Here is a 17369-nt window from a genome sequence, read left to right on the forward strand (position 1 = left end):
CCCAGGTCACCCGCCCACGGGGGCGGATCCGGCGGCGCCGCCCCCGAGGTGGGCGGCAATCCTCCGCGCGCACTCCAGCGACTCGGTGCGCGAGGTGTCCACCTCCAGGTCGTAGCGCACGCCCTGGTGGACCAGCTCCGCCTGCGAAGCGGCCATCCCCAGGATCCGGTTCCCCCGGGCAAGCTCCCGGCCGGTGGCCACCGCCGCCTCGCAGCGGACCCCGACCCACAGCACGTCCAGGCCCACGAGTGCCTTCTCCCAGCGGAGTTGGGACTCCGACCGGCCGAGGAAGACCTCGTCGACGATCACCCGCGCGCCCGCCCCCGCCATGGCCGCGACCCCCGCGATCCACGCCGCCTCCAAGGCCCGGAACGCCGCCCCGACGCTCACCCCGCCATCGGCCGCGAAGCCGATGCCCCCGTCCGTATCGTGCAGGGACGCGGGCGCCGCCTCGATCAGGGTGTCGACCCCGACCGTCAGCCAGGGCTCCGGCAGCACCGCCTGCAGGCACCGGGCGATCCCGGACTTGCCCGAGCTGGAACCGCCGTTCAGCACAATCACCTGAGTCGCCATCCCGCCACCGTAGCCACTCCGGCACCACGTCCCAACCGGTTATCGGACGCCCGGCGAGAGCCTGGCCGCCGAGGGGTGGGGCGCGTCGGGAGGGGGTGGGACTGGTCACGGTCCGTGTCGACGTGGTGACGGCGCGATCACTCGTGCGGGGGAAAAGCGATGGTTGCGCTTTGAACAGTCGCGGTGGCTGGCCAGACTGGTCCTTCTCCGACCGGCCGGTCGGAGGTGGTGAGCGAGGGGGAGCACGGGCATGGGCATTTCGCCGTACCGCGGCATGTGCGGCCTCGCCGCCGAGCACCCCGGAGGCCCGGACCTCCTCGCGGGAGTCGCCAGACCGGCGCCGCACGGCGAGGCCGACGCCCTCCGCCGGGACGTCGGGGCGTGGCTGGTGGCGAGCGGCGTGCTCGGCGGTGACGTCCAAGGGTTCCTGGCACAGGGCCACCTGGACCTGGTGGCGGAGGCGTGGGGCGATGTTCCCCGGGGTCCGCGGCTGGTCGCGGCGGCGAAGTGGCTGGTGCTCACCTGGATCCTCGACGACCGCTTCGACGACCAGTGGATCGGCGGGCCCGTCACGGCGGCCCGGCGGACCGTCCGGGCACTCACGGACGTCCTGGGCGGCGGTTCGGGCGGCGGTTCGGACGGCGTTCTGGGTAGCGTTCCGGGCGGCGGCTCGGGTGGTGCTTCGGACGGCGGTTCGGATGGCATCGAGCCGCCCGGCGACGCACTCGTCGAGGCGTTCGCGGTGCTGTGGCGGGAGACGGCCGAGCTGACGCCGCCGCAGTGGCGGTCGCGCTACGCGGCGTACTTCCGCGCGTACCTGGACACCTCGCTCGGCTACCTCGACGAGACCCCGCTCCGCGACACCCCCTTCCGTGACACCCCCTTCCAGGACCTCGGGGCCGCCGCCCCGGCCGGCGCCGTGCAGACCGTCCCCGAGTACCTCCGCCGACGGGACCAGGACGGTGCCGTGTCGTGCGCGGCGGGCTGGATCGAGCTCGCCCACGGCCTGGACCTCGCCGACGAGGTGTTCCGGCACCCGAGGGTGGCGGACCTGCTGATGCGCTTCAACCACGTCGTCTGCTGGGTCAACGACCTCTACTCCGCAGAGGGGGAGTCCGCCGCCGGGAACGGCAAGAACCTGCTGCGCTCGTTCACCGTCCACGAGGGCCTGGCCCCCGAAGAGGCGTCGGCCCGGCTCGGGGCGCTGTGCGAGGCCGAGTCGACGACGCTGGAGTTCCTGGCGGACGGCATCGCCCGCGACCCTTCGTCGCCCGGCGAGGTGCGGGCCTTCGCCCTCGGACTGGTCCGCTTCACCCGCGCGCTCATCCACTGGACGGCGACGGCCGCCCGCTACCATACGGAGTCACCGCGATGATCCCCCGTCCGCCCGGCGGCCTGCCGCTGCTCGGGCACCTGGTGCCGTTCCTGCGCGACCCGCTGGCGTTCCTGCGTTCCCTGCCCCGGTACGGCGGCCTCGTCCAGATCAGACTGGGGCCGGTCTCCGCGGTGGTGGTCTGCGACCTGGAGCTGACCCGGCACGTCCTGCGCGAGGACCGGGTCTTCGACAAGGGCGGGTTCCTGTTCGAACGGGTCCGCGACTTCGCCGGCAACGGCCTGGTGACCTGCCCCCACGCCGACCACCGCCGCCAGCGCCGCTACGTCCAGCCCGCCTTCCGCGCCGACCGGATCGCGCGGTACACGGAGGTGATGGCCCGGGAGGCCCGGCGGCTGGCCGGGTCCTGGAGCGACGGGCAGGAGGTCGACATCACCGCCGAGTTGAGCCTGGCCGCCGGGCGCAGCCTGGTCTCGACCCTGTTCACCCGGCTGCCGTTCACCGGCCTCCAGGAGACCGTCGACGACTTCGTGCTGCTGATCGGCGGCTCCTACCGGCGCATGCTGCTGCCCCACCGGCTCAACCGGATCCCGCTGCCGGCCAACCGCCGCTACGACGCCGCCCGCAGCCGGCTGGTGCGCCTGGTCGACGAGGTCGTCACCGCCTACCGCGCGGATCCGGAGGACCGGGGCGACCTGGTGTCGACGCTGGTGGCCGCCGACGCGGGCGGGCAGGCGCTCTCCAACGCGGAGGTCACCGACCAGGTGATGACGATCTTCGCCGCCGGCTTCGACACCATCGCCAACTCCACCGTGTGGGCCCTGCACCTGCTCGCCCAGCACCCGGACATCGCCGATCGGGTCCGGGCCGAGGTGGACGCGGCCCACGTGGACGCGACCGGGGTGACCGTGCTCGGGGTGAACGCGCCGGAGGCGGACGCGCTCGGTGTGGACGCGGCCGAGACCGACGCCACCCCGGCGGCCGGCACGTCGGCGAGCGTGGACGGGCTGGAGCTCACCACCCGGGTCGTCCGCGAGGCCGTCCGGCTGTACTCCCCGGGCTGGCTGCTCACCCGCGTCACGGCCACCGACACCGAACTCGGCGCGCACCGCCTGCGCGAGGGCACGACGGTCGTCTACAGCCCCTACCTCCTGCACCGCCAGTCCGCCCTGTTCCCCGACCCCGACCGCTTCGACCCCGAGCGGTGGGTGGGCGTCCACCCGCAGCGCGGCCCGTTCATCGGCTTCGGCGCGGGACCGCGCCGCTGCGTCGGCGAGCAGTTCGGCATGACCGAGTCCGTCCTGCTGCTCGCCACGATCATGCGGGCCTGGCGGCTGGAGCACGTCCCCGGCCGGACCGTCCGCGAGCTGCCGCTCGCCACGCTGCGCCCCGGCCCGGTGTGGATGCGCGCGACCCGCCGGGACGGCCTCGCCTCCACCGGAGCCGCCGGGTGAGCACGGCCCTCGTCCTCGGCGGCGGCCTGGCCGGCACGCTGGCCGCCGCCGCCCTGGCGCCGCACGCCCGGACCGTCACCGTTCTCGAACAGGACGTCCTGCCCGTCCTGCCCGGCCCGCGCCGGGGCCTGCCGCAGGGCGAGTTCAGCCACATCCTGCTCGGCGGCGGCGCGGACGCCGTCGAGGAGGTCCTGCCCGGAACGCTCGACGCCCTGCTTGCCGCCGGCGCCCACTACCGCTCGATCCCCGCCGGCCTGCTGATGCGCCTCGGGCCGGGCTGGCTCCAGGGCTTCGACTCGCCGGCCTACCTGATCGCGTGCAGCCGCCACCTGCTCGACCACGTCGTGCGGCGGCGGCTGCGCGAGCAGGCGAACGTGACGGTCCGCGAACGCACCTCCGTCCTCGGCCTGGTGGGCGGCCCGGGCCGGATCGTCGGGGTCCACATCGAGAACCCGGACGGCTCGCGGGAGACCCTGCGGGCCGACCTGGTCGTGGACGCGACCGGCCGCCGCTCCCGCGCCCCGGAGTGGCTGCGCGCGCTGGGGGTCAAGGGCCTGTGCGAGGAGACGGTGGACGCCGGACTCGCCTACGCCGCCCGGGTGTTCGAGACGCCGGGCGGAAACGAGGGCTTCCCGGTGGTGAGCATCGTGCCCGTCCCGGGGCGTGGCCGGCCCGGTCGGGGCGCCACCATCATCCCGATCGAGGACGGGCGCTGGATCGTCACGCTCTCCGGCACCCGGGGCGGCGAACCCGCCAGGGGCGAGCGCGAGTTCCACGACTTCCTGAAGGCGCTGGACCACCCGGTCGTCCACGACCTCGCCCGTGCCGCCCGCCCGCTCGGCCCGATCCGCACCTGCCACGGGACACTGAACCGCCGGCGCCGCTACGAATGCTACGAGGGCGGCCCGCTGGCCGGGTTCGCCGCCACCGGCGACGCGGTGGCGGCGCTGAACCCGGTGTACGGGCACGGCATGACGGTCGCCGCCCAGTGCGCCGCCGCCATCCGCGCCGCCGTCGACAGCGAAGGCCTGCACCCAGGGGTGAGCGCACTGATCCAGCGGCGGATCGCCAGGGTCGTCGACACGCCCTGGGACATGGCCAAGGACCAGGACGAGGGCTTCCCGGACGCGCTGTCGAGCCACCCCGCCACCGCCGCCGGGCCCGCCGCCGTGTTCACCCGCTGGTACACCCGCCGGGTGCTGGGCGCGGCCCTCACCGACCCCGCCGTCTCGGCCGCCTACTTCGAGGTGTTCTCCCTCGCCGCCAGACCCGCCCGGCTGGCCAGGCCCGCGGTGGCCCTCGGCGCACTGCGACCCCGGCGTGCCCACCCGCCGACCGCCGGCCAGGCGATCGCCCGCTTCCCGGGGGTGGCCGCACTGGCCGGGCCGTACTGACCGGCCCGGACGGTCGGAACCGCCCAACCTCCCGCTCAGGTGCTCCTGTTCACGCCCTCGCCGTCGCCGTTGCCGTCGCCGCCCTCGGACGCCCAGGTCCTGTCCCGCCAAGATCGGTCGGACGGACCCGGGGCGACCTGACGGCGTCGGTCACCGAGCCGCCGCGGCCATGGCCTCGCGAACGGTGATCAGGCATGGATCGCAGTAGCGGTCCGGGCCCGCCGACTCCCCGCCGCCCGCGGCCGGCGCGACGCGCTGGGCGGGTTCGAGGAAACGTCCGCACAGGGACGTCGACGAGTCGTTCTTCGTCACCACGTGCCACACCACGGCCGGCGGTGACACCGCCGGGTCGTGCTCGGCCCACATCTCGTACACGGCAGCCTCCCGAATCGCTGGGGCCCGGTCACCCCATGCAACCTCCCTCCCCGGCGGTCGGCCACCGGACGGGGCCCGGTGGGATGGCGCGCGGGCGGTCGGGGCCCGTCCGACCACTCCCGCCGGGGCGCGCGCCGCGCTCCTCCGGCCGGGTTTCCCTTGTCGTGGTGGCCGGTTGCCCCTGGCGTTTCGGTGTCGCGTCAGTAACATGAGTTCCCCTCACGTTCACGTCAGGAGGCAGTCATGCCGGACCGCTACGACCTGCCGACGGGGTTCCGCTGGGGCGCCGCCACCGCCGCCTACCAGATCGAGGGGGCGGTGACCGAGGACGGCCGCGGGCCCTCCGTCTGGGACGTCTTCGCGGCCCGCCCCGGCGCCGTCCGCGACGGCCACACGGGCGCGGTGGCCTGCGACCACTACCACCGGTACCCCGAGGACATCGCGCTGATGAAGAACCTCGGACTCGACGGCTACCGCTTCTCCATCGCCTGGCCCCGCGTGCTCCCCACAGGCAGCGGTCCCGTGAACCCCGCCGGACTCGCCTTCTACGACCGCCTGGTGGACGCCCTCCTCGACGCCGGCATCACCCCGCTCCCCACCCTCTTCCACTGGGACCTCCCGCAGGCCCTGGAAGACGGCGGCGGCTGGTTGAACCGCGACACCGCCCACCACTTCGCCGACTACGCCGCGATCGTGACCGACCGCCTCGGCGACCGCGTCCCCGCCTGGATCACCCTCAACGAGCCCTTCGTCCACACCGTCTTCGGCTACGCCCTCGGCACCCACGCCCCCGGCCGCACCCTGATGCTGGAGGCCCTCCCGGCCGCCCACCACCAGCTCCTCGCCCACGGTCTGGCCGCCTCGATCCTCCACGACCGCGGCCTGGAGGTGATGCTCTCCAACAACCTCACCCCGGTCGAGCCGGCCACCCCCTCCGACGCCGACCTCGCCGCCGCCCAGGCCTACGACGCCCTCCACAACCGCCTGTTCACCGACCCCGTCCTCCTCGGCCGCTACCCCGACCTCTCCGCCCTCGGCGTCCCCGACGACCTGTACGGCGCCATCCACCCCGGCGACACCGACCTCATCGCCGCCCCCGGCCTCGACGGCCTCGGCCTCAACTTCTACAACCCCACCCGCATCGCCGCCCCCACCGAGCCGGGCCTCCCCTTCGACTTCGTCGACATCCCCGACGTCCCCCACACCGCCTTCGGCTGGCCCGTCGTCCCCGACGCCCTCCGCCAACTCCTCCTCAACCTCCGCGACACCTACGGCAAATCCCTCCCACCCATCACCATCACCGAGAACGGCTGCTCCGTCACCGAGTCCACCACCCCCGACCAACCCCGCATCGACTTCATGTCCGCCCACCTCGACGCCCTCGCCGCCGCCATCGCCGAAGGCGTCGACATCCGCGGCTACTACACCTGGTCCCTCCTCGACAACTACGAGTGGGCCGAGGGCTACCACCAGCGCTTCGGCCTCATCCACGTCGACTTCGCGACCCAACAGCGCACCCCGAAGGCCTCCTACACCTGGTACCGCGACCTGATCGCCGCCCACCGGACCCACCGATCGAGGTCGTAGCAGCCGTTGCGGCCGGAGCCGTCGGCGAGCCGGCGCAGCGATCGACCCCGCCTTCCGGCCGTGGTCGCTGTCCGCCGACTCCTGAACCTGGGTCCAGTCGGCCCGGACAGGTTGGCGGCTCACTCGGCACCGACCGGGTGTGCCTCCCCGCACTGCCGCGGCGACTCCTGCGAACCGCGGACCTTCGGCGTCGGTTCGAGCTGATCGGAGCCGCTCCTGCCCACCGGCCGGCTCCGGGTCCGGTCCCTTCGACGGCGTGTGCCCGGTTGGTCGCGGGGCGGGTGAGCCGTTCGGTGTTGCGGCGGGACATGCTGCCACCTGCGCTTCGCCCCCATCAGCGTAGTGTGGCCCGCTCGTGCCCGGGGCGCGGTGGATCATGGGTGTATGGCCAGAGACACGGGCCGCTCCTCCTGGCTGCCCCTGCGCCGATCGGGTAGCCGTCGTGAGCGGCGACACCCACGCTCAGCCCCGCGGGAGCAGTCGGCGCATCGCCTGTGGTCGGTGATGAGCATCCGGAGTGTCGCCGGTCAGATGTTCGTCCTACAGGTGCTCATCGTGCTGTTGCTCGTGGTGACGGCCGTCGTCGTGCTGCTGGTCCAGTCCCGCAGCGACCGGTTCGACGCGGCGCGCGGTCGCACGCTCGCCGCGGCCCAGGCGTTCGCCCACGGTCCCGGCCTGGTGGCGACGATGCAGGGCCCCGACCCCAGCGCGGTGCTCCAGCCGCTGACCGAAGAGGCCCGCACGGCTGCCGGGGTCGACTTCATCGTGGTGACCGACCGCAACGGCATCCGGTACACCCACCCCGATCCGGAGCTGATCGGCAAGATGTTCATCGGCACCATCGGGCCGTCGCTGCACGGCCAGGTCACCGTCGAGGACGTGCACGGCCCACTCGGCTCCGAGTACCAGGTGGTCGTCCCGGTGGAGGACTCCCACGGGGCGGTCGTGGGCATCGTGTCGTCCGGGATGAAGGTCTCCAACGTGAGCAGCGCGTTCAACCGCCAGCTGCCGGTCGTCCTGGGCGTCGGCGCCTTGGCGCTCGGCCTGGCCACGGCCGGTACGGCGCTGGTGGGCAGGCGTCTGCTGCGGCAGACCCGCGGCCTGGGGCCGGAAGAGATGACCCGGATGTACGAGCACCACGACGCGGTGCTGCACGCGGTGCGCGAGGGCGTGGCCATCGTCGGCGGCGACGGCCGGGTCCTGCTCGCCAACGACGAGGCGCGCCGCCTGCTCGACCTGCCCGCCGACGTGGAGGGGCTTCCCGTCGCCGACCTCGGCCTCGCCCCCCGCACGGCCGAACTGCTGATCTCCGACCGCGCGGTCACCGACGAGGTGCTCCCCGTCGGAGACCGCCTGCTGGCCGTCAACAGCCGCCCCACCGACAGCGGGGGAGGCCCGGCGGGCAGCGTCACCACCCTGCGCGACTCCACCGAACTGCGCGCCCTCGCGGGGAAGGCCGAGGTCGCCCGCAGCCGGCTCAGGCTGCTGTACGAAGCGAGCCTGGCCATCGGCACGACCCTGGACGTCCGGCGCACCGCGGAGGAGCTCGTCCGGACGGCCGCCCACGAATTCTGCGACTACGCCACCGTCGACCTCGCCGAGGCGGTCCTGGACGGCGAGGAACCACGGGCCCTGGTGGTCGATGCCCCGGTGGAGCTGCGGCGGGTGGCGCTCGCGGGCGTCCGGGACGATTCGCCGCTGTACCCCCAAGGGGAGCTGGTCAGGTGGGATCGGGGCACCCCGCAGGCGGCGGGTTTCGTCAGGGGGCGCCCCACGCTGGTCGCCGAGCTGGCGACCGACGCCGGCTGGCGCATGCAGGACACCGAGCGCACGCAGGCGGTGCTGGAGTTCGGCCTGGCATCGCTGATCGCCGTTCCGCTGTCGGCACGGGGCGTGCTGATGGGCATCGCCTGCTTCTGGCGCAGCCGTGACCGAGGTCCCTTCGAGGACGAGGACCTGTCCCTGGCCGAGGAGCTGGCCGCCCGGGCCGCCGTGTCCATCGACAACGCCCGCCGCTACACGCGCGAGCACACGATGGCCGTCACCCTCCAGCACAGCCTGTTGCCGCGCGCGTTGCCCGAGCAGAGCGCCCTCGACATCGCCTACCGCTACCTCCCCGCCCAGGCGGGGGTCGGCGGCGACTGGTTCGACGTCATCCCGTTGTCGGGCACCCGGGTCGCGCTCGTCGTCGGGGACGTGGTCGGCCACGGCCTGCACGCGGCCGCGACCATGGGCCGCCTGCGCACCGCGGTCCAGAACTTCTCCACCCTCGACCTGCCGCCGGACGAGCTCCTCGGACACCTGGACGAACTGGTCGCCCACATCGACCAGGAGACGGCGGCAGCCGAGGGCGAGCTCGCGATCACCGGCGCCACCTGCCTCTACGCCATCTACGACCCCACCACCGGCATCTGCGCCCTGGCCCGGGCGGGCCACCCGCCGCCCGCCCTCGTCCACCCGGACGGCACGGTGGAGGTCCTCACCCTTCCCGCCGGTCCGCCGCTCGGCCTGGGCGGGATGCCCTTCGAAGCCACGGAGGTGCGGGTGCCGCAGGGCAGCAACCTGGTCCTCTACACCGACGGCCTCATCGAGGACCGCACCCGCGACATCGGTGTCGGCCTGGACGTCCTCACCGCCACCCTGGCCCGCGCCGACCGATCGCCCCAGGAGGTCTGCGACGCCGTGCTCGACGCCCTGCTGCCCGTCCGCCAGACCGACGACATCGCCCTGCTCGTCGCCCGTACCCGGGTGCTGGCGCCCGATCGGACCAGCGAGTGGGACGTGGCCGCGACCCCCGAGGCCGTGGGCAGGGCGCGGGCCGAGGCGACCCGGCAGCTCACCGAGTGGGGCCTTGAGGAGGCCGTGTTCGTCACCGAGCTGGTGCTCAGCGAGCTGGTGACCAATGCCATCCGCCACGGGACCGAACCGATCAGGGTGCGGCTGCTGTACGACCGCACGCTGATCTGCGAGGTCGCCGACACCAGCAGCACCGCCCCGCACCTGCGCTACGCGGCCGCCGAGGACGAGGGCGGTCGCGGCCTGTTCCTCGTCGCCCGGCTCGCCGAGCGCTGGGGCGTGCGCTACACCCCCTGGGGCAAGATCATCTGGGCCGAGCAGTCGCTGCAGCCGAGCGCCTCGATGGCCTGGCCCGTGATCGAGTAGCCCGTGATCGAGTAGCCCGAGTAGCCGGGGGAGGCCTGTGGTGGTCGAGTAGCCGGGGGAAGCCCGTGTGGTCGAGCCGGATCAGCCGGTGGTGAGCACCATCCGGAAGCGGGCCTTCCCGGCGAGCATCTTCTGGTACGCCTCCTCGGCGTGGTCCAGCGGCACGGTCTCGGTCATCGGGCGGATGCCGTGCAGGGCGCTGAACGCCATCGTGTCCTCCACGTCCTGCGCCGTGCCGGACGGGTGGCCCCGGACGACGTTGGCACCCATGAGCAGTCCGGCCGGACTGATCGCCATCGGAGCGGTGTCCGCCCCGATCACCACCAGTTCCCCGCGGGGGGCCAGCCCGTCCAGGGTGGACGCGATGGCCTCGGAGTTGCCGGCGGTGGCCAGCACGGCCCTGGCGCCGCCGAAGGACTGCAGCGCCTCGGCGACCGGGGTGCCGGCGGTGCTGTCGACGTAGTGGTGGGCGCCCAGTTGCTCGGCGAAGCCGGCCTTCTCGGCGCCCCGGGCGATCGCCACGGTCTCGAAGCCCATCGCGACCGCGTACTGGACCCCGAGGTGCCCGAGGCCGCCGAGCCCGAGCACCGCGACCAGGTCGCCGGGCCGGGCGCTGCTGCGCCGCAGCCCGTTGTACGTGGTCACGCCCGCGCAGGCCATCGGCCCGGCATCGCCCGCCGCCAGTTCGTCGGGGATCCGGGCCAGCGCGTCGGCGGGCGCGACCACCTTCTCGGCGAAGCCTCCGTCGTACGCCCATCCCGGGACCTTCAAGTTCCGGCACACGATGAAGTCGCCCTGGCGGCACGGCTTGCAGTGGCCACAGCTGCCGCCGAACCAGCCGACCGCCACCCGGTCACCGATCTGCCATCCACGGTCCCGAGTGCCTTCGCCGAACTCCTCGATGTGCCCGGCGATCTCGTGTCCGGGTACCTCGGGGAACGACACGCCTGGTAGCGCGGCGTTCACGAAGAGTGTGTCGGAGTGGCAGACGCCGCACGCCTCCACGGCGATCCTCACGTGGCCGGGTCCCGGCTGCGGCACCTCTCGCTCGGCCGGTCGGAGCGCACCGCCCGGGGCGGTCGCCTGTGCCACTCGATAGGTACTCATTGTCAGCGCTCCTCCGGGAAGATGATCAGCGCTCCTCCGGGAAGTCGCCGCCGTGCGTCGGCAGGCTGCTCAGGGGTCCGTCCGGGAGGTCTTTTCTTCACCATAAGGCCGCACGGGACCCTTCGCAGGGCAGTGGGAGCAGCAGGCCGAGGAGGCATTCGGCCGGGTCGGCGGGGTGAGTTGGCGGTGTCGGCTTTGATGACGGCCTGTTCGGCGGACCGAGGGCCACCACCGGCGCCACGGCCTCGTCCGTGTCGACTTCGTCCGAAAACACGGCTCGCGCAAGCTTGTTGACATCTCTTACGGCCGGCGCGATCCTGCGGGACTCCGAAGGGACCCGGCCCCGCTGTACTTGCCGCTGTACCTGCCGCGCGGCCGGGTCCTCGGGGGCTGGTGGTCAGCTGAGGGTGCGGAGCGCGTCGGCGTCGTACGGGCGCAGCTCGGCATGGCGGCCGGAGAGGACCTTGGCGGCCCACTGCGGGTCCTGGAGGAGGGCACGGCCGACGGCGACCAGGTCGAACTCGTCGCGCTCCAGCCGGTCGAGCAGGTTGTCGATGGCCTGGACCGGGGAGCCCTCGCCCCTGAAGGCACCGACGAAGTCGCCGTCCAGGCCGACCGAGCCGACGGTGATGGCGGGGCGGCCGGTGAGCTTCTTGGTCCAGCCGGCCAGGTTGAGGTCCGAGCCGTCGAACTCGGGGACCCAGTAGCGGCGGGTCGAGGCGTGGAAGGCGTCGACGCCGGCCTCGGCGAGCGGGGTGAGGACCGCCTCCAGCTCCTGGGGGGTCTCGGCGAGGCGGGCCTCGTAGTTCTCGGACTTCCACTGCGAGTAGCGGAAGATCACCGGGAATTCCGGGGAGACGGCCGCTCGCACCGCGGCGACGAGCTCGGCCGTGAACTTCGTCCGGGCCACCGGGTCGCCGCCGTAGGCGTCGGTGCGGCGGTTGGTGCCCGCCCACAGGAACTGGTCGAGCAGGTAGCCGTGGGCGCCGTGCAGCTCGACGCCGTCGAAGCCGATCCGCTCGGCGGCCGCGGCGGCCTCGGCGAACGCGCCGATGACGGCGTCCAGATCGGCCCGGGTCATCGCCCGGCCGGTTCCCTCGGTGCCGTCCAGCCGGATCCCGGACGGGCCGACGGCGGGAGCGTCGGCGAACGGCGGGTCGCCCTGCCGGCGCATCATGCCGATGTGCCAGAGCTGCGGCACGATGGTGCCGCCCGCCGCGTGGACGTCCTCGGCGACGCGAGCCCACCCGGCCAGCTGCTCCTCGCCGTGGAAGCGCGGGATGTCGTCACTCTGGCCGGCGGACTCGTGGCCGACGTACGTCCCCTCGGTGATGATCAGGCCGACGCCCGAGGCGGCGCGGCGGGCGTAGTACGAGCGCACGTCCTCGCCGGGCACGCCGCCAGGGGAGAACCTGCGGGTCATCGGCGCCATCGCGATGCGGTTGGGAACGGTCAGCCCGTTGAGCGTGACGGGCCGGGACAGGATTTCGGCCGCGCGGGAGGCTGCGGGCTCGGTGACGGTCATGGGATCCCTCGTGGGTGCCGGTGGAGTGCGCCGGGGCGGAATTGGTTGCCTGTGCAAACAACCCGGGCGGCCCCTGCATTTCGCCGACGGCGCGAAACCCGCTGTGATCAGCGCCACTGCGCGCCGGAGGGGGCGGCCGTCTCGTCGGGGCCGGCCGTCTCGTCGGGGCCGGCCGTTCGTGCCGGGCCGTTCGTGCCCGGCCGTGGCCCAACCCGTCTGCTGCGGTGCGGACTTGGCGGCCGTCCGGGGCGGGCGGGCGGAGCCTGGCTACAATCACGACGTGTTCGACGGCCTGAGGGCTTCCGCCGGCGCTCCGGACTCGTCCACGTCGGCTTCGCGGCGCAGCGATTTTGCGGCGCAGCGACTTCGCGGCGCAGTGGCGCACCCCGAAGGCCTCCTACGCCTGGTACCGCGACCGATCGCCGACCGAAGGAGCTGACGATGACTCCACGACAGATCGCCGACGACTACGTGGCCCGGGTCGCCGCACACGATCCCGTCACCTCCACGTCCCTGGGCCTGGCCCCGGGCGACGACCGGATGCCCGACCTGTCGCCGGACGGCGTCGAGGAGACAGTCCGGCTCGCGCGGGAGGCGCTGGCGCGCCTGGACGCCGTCCCCGAGGCCGGGCCCGACGGGGATCCGGCGGAGCTCGTGTGCGCGCGGCTGCTGCGCGAGCGGCTCGACGCCGAGGTGCGGGTGCACGAGGCCGGCGAGAACTTCCGCGCCGTGCGGAACCTGCACACGCCGGTGCACCAGCTCCGGGGCATCTTCACGATGATGCCCACCGCCACCGACGACGACTGGGCCCCGGTCCTGGGCAGGCTGCGCAACCTGCCCGCCGCGCTGGACGGCTACCGGGCCACGCTGGCGGAGGGCGTCGCCCGCAAGCTGCTCGCCGCGCCCCGCCAGGCCGACGTGCTGTGCGCGCAGCTCACCGCGTGGACCGGCGAGACGGCCGGGGGCCCCGGCTGGTTCGCCGAGTTCGTCACCCCCGCGCCGCAGCGGCTCCGCCCCGAACTGGACACCGCCGCGAACGAGGCGACCGCCGCCGTGGCCGCGTTCCGGGACTGGCTCCGCGACAGCTACCGGTCCGCTGCGGAAGGCACGCCCGACGCCGTCGGCCGCGAGCGCTACCTGCTCGGGGCCCGCCGGTACACCGGCGCCGACCTGGACCTGGACGAGACCTACGACTGGGCCTGGGAGGAGTTCCACCGGGTCTGGGCCGAGCTGCGCACGGAGGCCGAACGGGTGCTGCCCGGCGCCACCGTCCAGGAAGCCCGGGCCCACCTGGACCAGCACGGACACACCGTGCGCGGCGCCGAGCGGATGCGCGGCTGGCTGCAGCAGCTCACGGACGACGCGATCGAGGCACTCGACGGGCGCCACTTCGACATCACCGGCCCGCTGCGCCGGGTCGAGACCAGGATCGCCCCGGCCGGCAGCGCCGCCGCGCCGTACTACAGCGGGCCGAGCCTCGACTTCGCCCGCCCGGGCCGGACCTTCCTCCCGCTGGCCAACGGCGACGCGCAGGAGCGGTTCCGCACCTGGCGACTGGTCAGCACCTGGTACCACGAGAGCGTCCCCGGGCACCACCTGCAGCTCGCCTCCTGGACCGCGGCGGCGGAGCAGCTGTCCCGCTACCAGGTCACCCTCGGCAAGATCAGCGCCAACGTGGAGGGCTGGGCCCTGTACGCGGAGCGGCTGATGGACGAGCTCGGCTTCCTCACCGATCCCGGACGCCGCCTCGGCTACCTCGGCAAGCAGATGATGCGCGTCGCCCGCGTCATCGTCGACCTCGGCATGCACCTGGAGAGCGTCGTTTCGGCGGGCTCCCCGTTCCACCCGGGCGAGCGCTGGACCCCGGAGCTGGCCACCGCCTTCATGGCCGACTACGTCGGTCTGGCGCCCGCCCACCTGCACAGTGAGATCGTCCGCTACCTCGGCCGGCCCGGCCAGGCCATCGGCTACAAGCTCGGCGAGCGCGCCTGGCTGGCCGGCCGCGAGGCGGCCCGCCGCCGGCTGGGCGCCGACTTCGACCTCAAGCGCTGGCACATGAAGGCCCTGCGGCAGGGCTCCCTGGGCCTGGACGACCTGGAGGCAGGCCTGGCAGCGCTGTGACCGCCGGCTGACGGCCGTGTGCCCGCCGTCGATCGAGATGGACGCACGGACGCACGGACGCACCCGGCCCGGAGACTCCGCCGGGGCAGTCGGTGGCCGGGGTGTGGTTCGGAATCCGGGGCGGTCGGCGGTGCCTGGATGGAATCATGTGGACGCCCGGAGAGGGTGCCGCATGGTCGAGTCGGGACAGGAGCCGTAGGTGGGAGAGAGGCAGCGGGCCGTCCGGAAGCCCAAGATCGTGCTCGCGGACGGGGAGCGGCTCCATGCGGTCGCCCGCGCGGTCGTCGACGATCACCAGGGTGCTGTCGAGCACGTGCGCCGGGCCGCGGCCGGTCTGCGGGGCCAGTTGGTCCGCGACGAACTGGACGGCATTCCCGTGGCCCGGCTGAAGGACGTCACCGAGGGGCGTCTGCGCGTCGGAGCGTTGGAGGCCGCCGGGATCAGGACCGTGCGGCAGGTGGTGGACGCCACGCCCTACACGCTCCAACTGCTGCCCGGAATCGGAGCCCAGAGCGCTCTCCAGGCCATCGCCGCCGCCGGGCAGATCGCCCGGGCCGCCGAGCAGGCCGTGGCGATCCGGCTGGACGTCGACCACCAGGACGCGGCCGGCACCGCGTTGGTCGTCGCACTCCAACGGCTGGTCGCCGCCGGGCCCGAGGCGAGACGGGCCAGGGAACTGGCGGAGCGTGTCGCCGGCGAGGCCGCCGCCCTGATCGCCGCCGCCCAGCCGGCCCGGGGCGTTGTGAGAGGCCTGTTCGCCGGGCGGCAGCGCCGACAGGAGGCGTTCGCTGCGGTCGATCGGTTGGACGCCCTGCTCGCGGAGACGGAGGACCGAGGAGCGTCCATGCTCTTCGCCCAGGCCTCGGTGGACCTCCTCCGCCCACTGGCCACGGACGTCGAGGCCTGGGCGGAGTTCGAGGTCCGCTCGGCCGACTTCTACAGCATTCTGGGCGAGTTCGCGGGATCCGGCTCCGACGGGCTCACCGCCTCCGAAGGCTTCCTCCCGGAGAGCCTGTCGGACCGGGTCCGGGCCGAGCCGCTGGACGACACCCGGTGCACGGTCTCGCTCCGTGGCTACCAGGCGTTCGGTGCCCGCTTCGCCCTCGCGCAGAAGCGGGTGATCATCGGCGATGAGATGGGCCTCGGGAAGACGATCCAGGCGATCGCCGCGCTCGCGCATCTCCGGGCGCACGGGAGCGCACACTTCCTCGTCGTCTGCCCGGCCAGCGTCCTCATCAACTGGATCAGGGAGATCGAGTCGCGCAGCACGCTGAGGGCGTTCCGATTCCACGGCCAGGAGCGGGAAGCGGCGCGCACCGAATGGCTCGGCAGCGGAGGTGTCGCCGTCGTGACCTTCGACGGACTGCGTCGCCTGGAGGTCCCGGAGGACGTCACGGTCGGCATGGTCGTGGTGGACGAGGCCCACTACGTCAAGAACCACAGCACGAAGCGCTCGCAGGCGGTGGCCGAGTGGACCGACCGCGTCGACCGCGTCCTGTTCCTCACCGGCACCCCGATGGAGAACCGGGTGGAGGAGTTCCGGAACCTGGTCCGCTATCTGCAGCCTGATCTTCTGCCCGGAATCCACAGCAGTTCGGCCGCCGCAGGCCCGACGTCGTTTCGCAAGGCCGTTGCACCGGCCTACCTGCGCCGCAACCAGCGGGACGTCCTGACGGAACTCCCCGACGTCGTTCATGTCGACGAATGGGAGGAACTGTCCGCGTCCGATCTCGTCGCCTACCGCTCGGCGGTCGCCGAGGGGAACTTCATGGCCATGCGCCGTGCCGCGTACGCGGACCCGGCAGGGTCGGCGAAGCTGCTGCGGCTGATGGAGGTCGTCGACGAGGCTGCGGAGAACGGGTTGAAGGTCGTTGTCTTCTCGTTCTTCCGGGATGTCCTGCGGGTCGTCCAGGACGCTCTGGGGCAGCGTGCTTTCGGCCTGCTCGACGGAGGCCTGGACGCTGTCCGACGACAGGACGTGGTGGACGAGTTCGCCGCCGTGCAGGGCCATGCGGTGCTGCTGAGCCAGATCCAGGCCGGCGGTGTGGGACTGAACATCCAGGCGGCGTCGGTCGTCATTCTCTGTGAACCCCAGGTGAAGCCCACCCTGGAGAGCCAGGCGATAGCCAGAGCCCATCGAATGGGCCAGGTCCGGCGTGTACAGGTGCACCGCCTGCTGGCCGCGGACAGCGTCGACCAGCGGATGGTGGAGATTCTCCGCGCGAAGAGCCGACTGTTCGACGACTACGCGCGCCGCAGTGACGTGGCCGAATCGACTCCTGAAGCGGTCGACGTCTCGGAGCAGTCGCTGGCTGCGCTGATCGTGGAGGAGGAACAACTGTGCCTCGCCCGGACGGCTGCCGACGGTGCTGCGACCTGACGCCGTGACCGGGGACGGTCGCACGTCCGTCGCTCGACGTTGCGGCGGGGGCTGGGCGTTTGTTTCGGGCACTGAATTGGGGGTACTGTCTCCCAGTCGCTCGGCAGGGAGCACCGGACACGCGTCGGCGCGGACGGTCCCGGGGCGGCCAATCCTCTTGAAATGCCATGTCCTGGTTCGGGCTGGGTCGCGTCTTGTCGCGGCTTGGTTCCTATTCGGCGTGTTCGTTTTATTGGATTGCGGCCGATTCGCTTTTCGGAGTAGGGATCGGCTAGAGTTTGAAACGTCGGACGGGGCGTCAAGCCGCAGAAGACACCAGCGAGTTGGATGAACGAAGCGCCGGAAACGGAGCGGAAAA

At 73.1% G+C, this 17369-nt stretch carries 11 protein-coding genes; 7 read left to right on the forward strand and 4 right to left on the reverse strand.

Annotated elements, in window-relative coordinates:
- Window positions 1-6 precede the first annotated feature (6 nt).
- Window positions 7-573 (reverse strand): chloramphenicol phosphotransferase CPT, encoded by a 567-nt coding sequence (gene cpt / locus ACIOGZ_RS13630; RefSeq protein WP_363585771.1) that lies wholly within the window; start codon window positions 571-573, stop codon window positions 7-9.
- 250 nt (window positions 574-823) lie between these two features.
- Between cpt and ACIOGZ_RS13635 the strand changes: the two genes are divergently transcribed.
- From ACIOGZ_RS13635 to ACIOGZ_RS13645, 3 genes are read left to right on the forward strand one after another with little or no spacing between them, the layout of a single operon-like run.
- The gene (locus tag ACIOGZ_RS13635) at window positions 824-1948 is read left to right on the forward strand and encodes a terpene synthase family protein (RefSeq protein ID WP_400985994.1); all 1125 of its coding nucleotides are present in this window, start codon (window positions 824-826) and stop codon (window positions 1946-1948) included.
- A complete protein-coding gene (locus ACIOGZ_RS13640; RefSeq protein WP_363585769.1) occupies window positions 1945-3360 on the forward strand; it encodes a cytochrome P450 in 1416 nt (471 codons plus the stop codon). The genes ACIOGZ_RS13635 and ACIOGZ_RS13640 overlap by 4 nt, the downstream gene beginning before the upstream one ends.
- Window positions 3357-4754 (forward strand): FAD-binding protein, encoded by a 1398-nt coding sequence (locus ACIOGZ_RS13645; protein WP_363585768.1) that lies wholly within the window; start codon window positions 3357-3359, stop codon window positions 4752-4754. Before ACIOGZ_RS13640 ends, ACIOGZ_RS13645 begins: the two co-directional genes overlap by 4 nt.
- A gap of 150 nt (window positions 4755-4904) precedes the next feature.
- On the opposite strand, the gene ACIOGZ_RS13650 is transcribed toward ACIOGZ_RS13645, so the two are convergent.
- On the reverse strand, window positions 4905-5129 hold the full coding sequence (locus ACIOGZ_RS13650) for a hypothetical protein (protein WP_363585767.1): 225 nt from the start codon (window positions 5127-5129) through the stop codon (window positions 4905-4907).
- Between the two features lie 243 nt (window positions 5130-5372).
- Between ACIOGZ_RS13650 and ACIOGZ_RS13655 the strand changes: the two genes are divergently transcribed.
- Both ACIOGZ_RS13655 and ACIOGZ_RS13660 read left to right on the forward strand, forming a co-directional pair.
- Window positions 5373-6716 (forward strand): GH1 family beta-glucosidase, encoded by a 1344-nt coding sequence (locus ACIOGZ_RS13655; RefSeq protein WP_400985996.1) that lies wholly within the window; start codon window positions 5373-5375, stop codon window positions 6714-6716.
- A 504-nt stretch (window positions 6717-7220) separates the two neighbouring features.
- Window positions 7221-9878, forward strand: a complete 2658-nt coding sequence (locus ACIOGZ_RS13660) for a SpoIIE family protein phosphatase (RefSeq protein ID WP_400985998.1) — start codon at window positions 7221-7223, stop codon at window positions 9876-9878.
- An 81-nt stretch (window positions 9879-9959) separates the two neighbouring features.
- On the opposite strand, the gene ACIOGZ_RS13665 is transcribed toward ACIOGZ_RS13660, so the two are convergent.
- Both ACIOGZ_RS13665 and ACIOGZ_RS13670 read right to left on the reverse strand, forming a co-directional pair.
- The gene (locus ACIOGZ_RS13665) at window positions 9960-10985 is read right to left on the reverse strand and encodes an alcohol dehydrogenase catalytic domain-containing protein (protein ID WP_363588518.1); all 1026 of its coding nucleotides are present in this window, start codon (window positions 10983-10985) and stop codon (window positions 9960-9962) included.
- Window positions 10986-11382: 397 nt separating this feature from the next.
- A complete protein-coding gene (locus ACIOGZ_RS13670) occupies window positions 11383-12510 on the reverse strand; it encodes an NADH:flavin oxidoreductase (RefSeq protein ID WP_400986001.1) in 1128 nt (375 codons plus the stop codon).
- A 441-nt stretch (window positions 12511-12951) separates the two neighbouring features.
- Between ACIOGZ_RS13670 and ACIOGZ_RS13675 the strand changes: the two genes are divergently transcribed.
- Both ACIOGZ_RS13675 and ACIOGZ_RS13680 read left to right on the forward strand, forming a co-directional pair.
- Window positions 12952-14631 carry a DUF885 domain-containing protein gene (locus tag ACIOGZ_RS13675; protein ID WP_400986003.1) on the forward strand — a complete coding sequence of 560 codons (1680 nt, stop codon included), beginning with the start codon at window positions 12952-12954 and terminating at the stop codon, window positions 14629-14631.
- Between the two features lie 199 nt (window positions 14632-14830).
- Window positions 14831-17011 (forward strand): DEAD/DEAH box helicase, encoded by a 2181-nt coding sequence (locus ACIOGZ_RS13680; protein WP_400986005.1) that lies wholly within the window; start codon window positions 14831-14833, stop codon window positions 17009-17011.
- Window positions 17012-17369: the final 358 nt, after the last annotated feature.

It is taken from the genome of Kitasatospora sp. NPDC088160 (assembly GCF_044741445.1).
Classification (GTDB): Bacteria; Actinomycetota; Actinomycetes; order Streptomycetales; family Streptomycetaceae; genus Kitasatospora.

Bases quoted from the DNA above. Each gene is read 5' to 3' on its own strand.
- cpt (WP_363585771.1), bottom strand. From the start codon at position 573: ATGGCGACTCAGGTGATTGTGCTGAACGGCGGTTCCAGCTCGGGCAAG.
- ACIOGZ_RS13635 (WP_400985994.1), top strand. From the start codon at position 824: ATGGGCATTTCGCCGTACCGCGGCATGTGCGGCCTCGCCGCCGAGCAC.
- ACIOGZ_RS13640 (WP_363585769.1), top strand. From the start codon at position 1,945: ATGATCCCCCGTCCGCCCGGCGGCCTGCCGCTGCTCGGGCACCTGGTG.
- ACIOGZ_RS13655 (WP_400985996.1), top strand. From the start codon at position 5,373: ATGCCGGACCGCTACGACCTGCCGACGGGGTTCCGCTGGGGCGCCGCC.
- ACIOGZ_RS13660 (WP_400985998.1), top strand. From the start codon at position 7,221: ATGAGCATCCGGAGTGTCGCCGGTCAGATGTTCGTCCTACAGGTGCTC.
- ACIOGZ_RS13665 (WP_363588518.1), bottom strand. From the start codon at position 10,985: ATGAGTACCTATCGAGTGGCACAGGCGACCGCCCCGGGCGGTGCGCTC.
- ACIOGZ_RS13670 (WP_400986001.1), bottom strand. From the start codon at position 12,510: ATGACCGTCACCGAGCCCGCAGCCTCCCGCGCGGCCGAAATCCTGTCC.
- ACIOGZ_RS13675 (WP_400986003.1), top strand. From the start codon at position 12,952: ATGACTCCACGACAGATCGCCGACGACTACGTGGCCCGGGTCGCCGCA.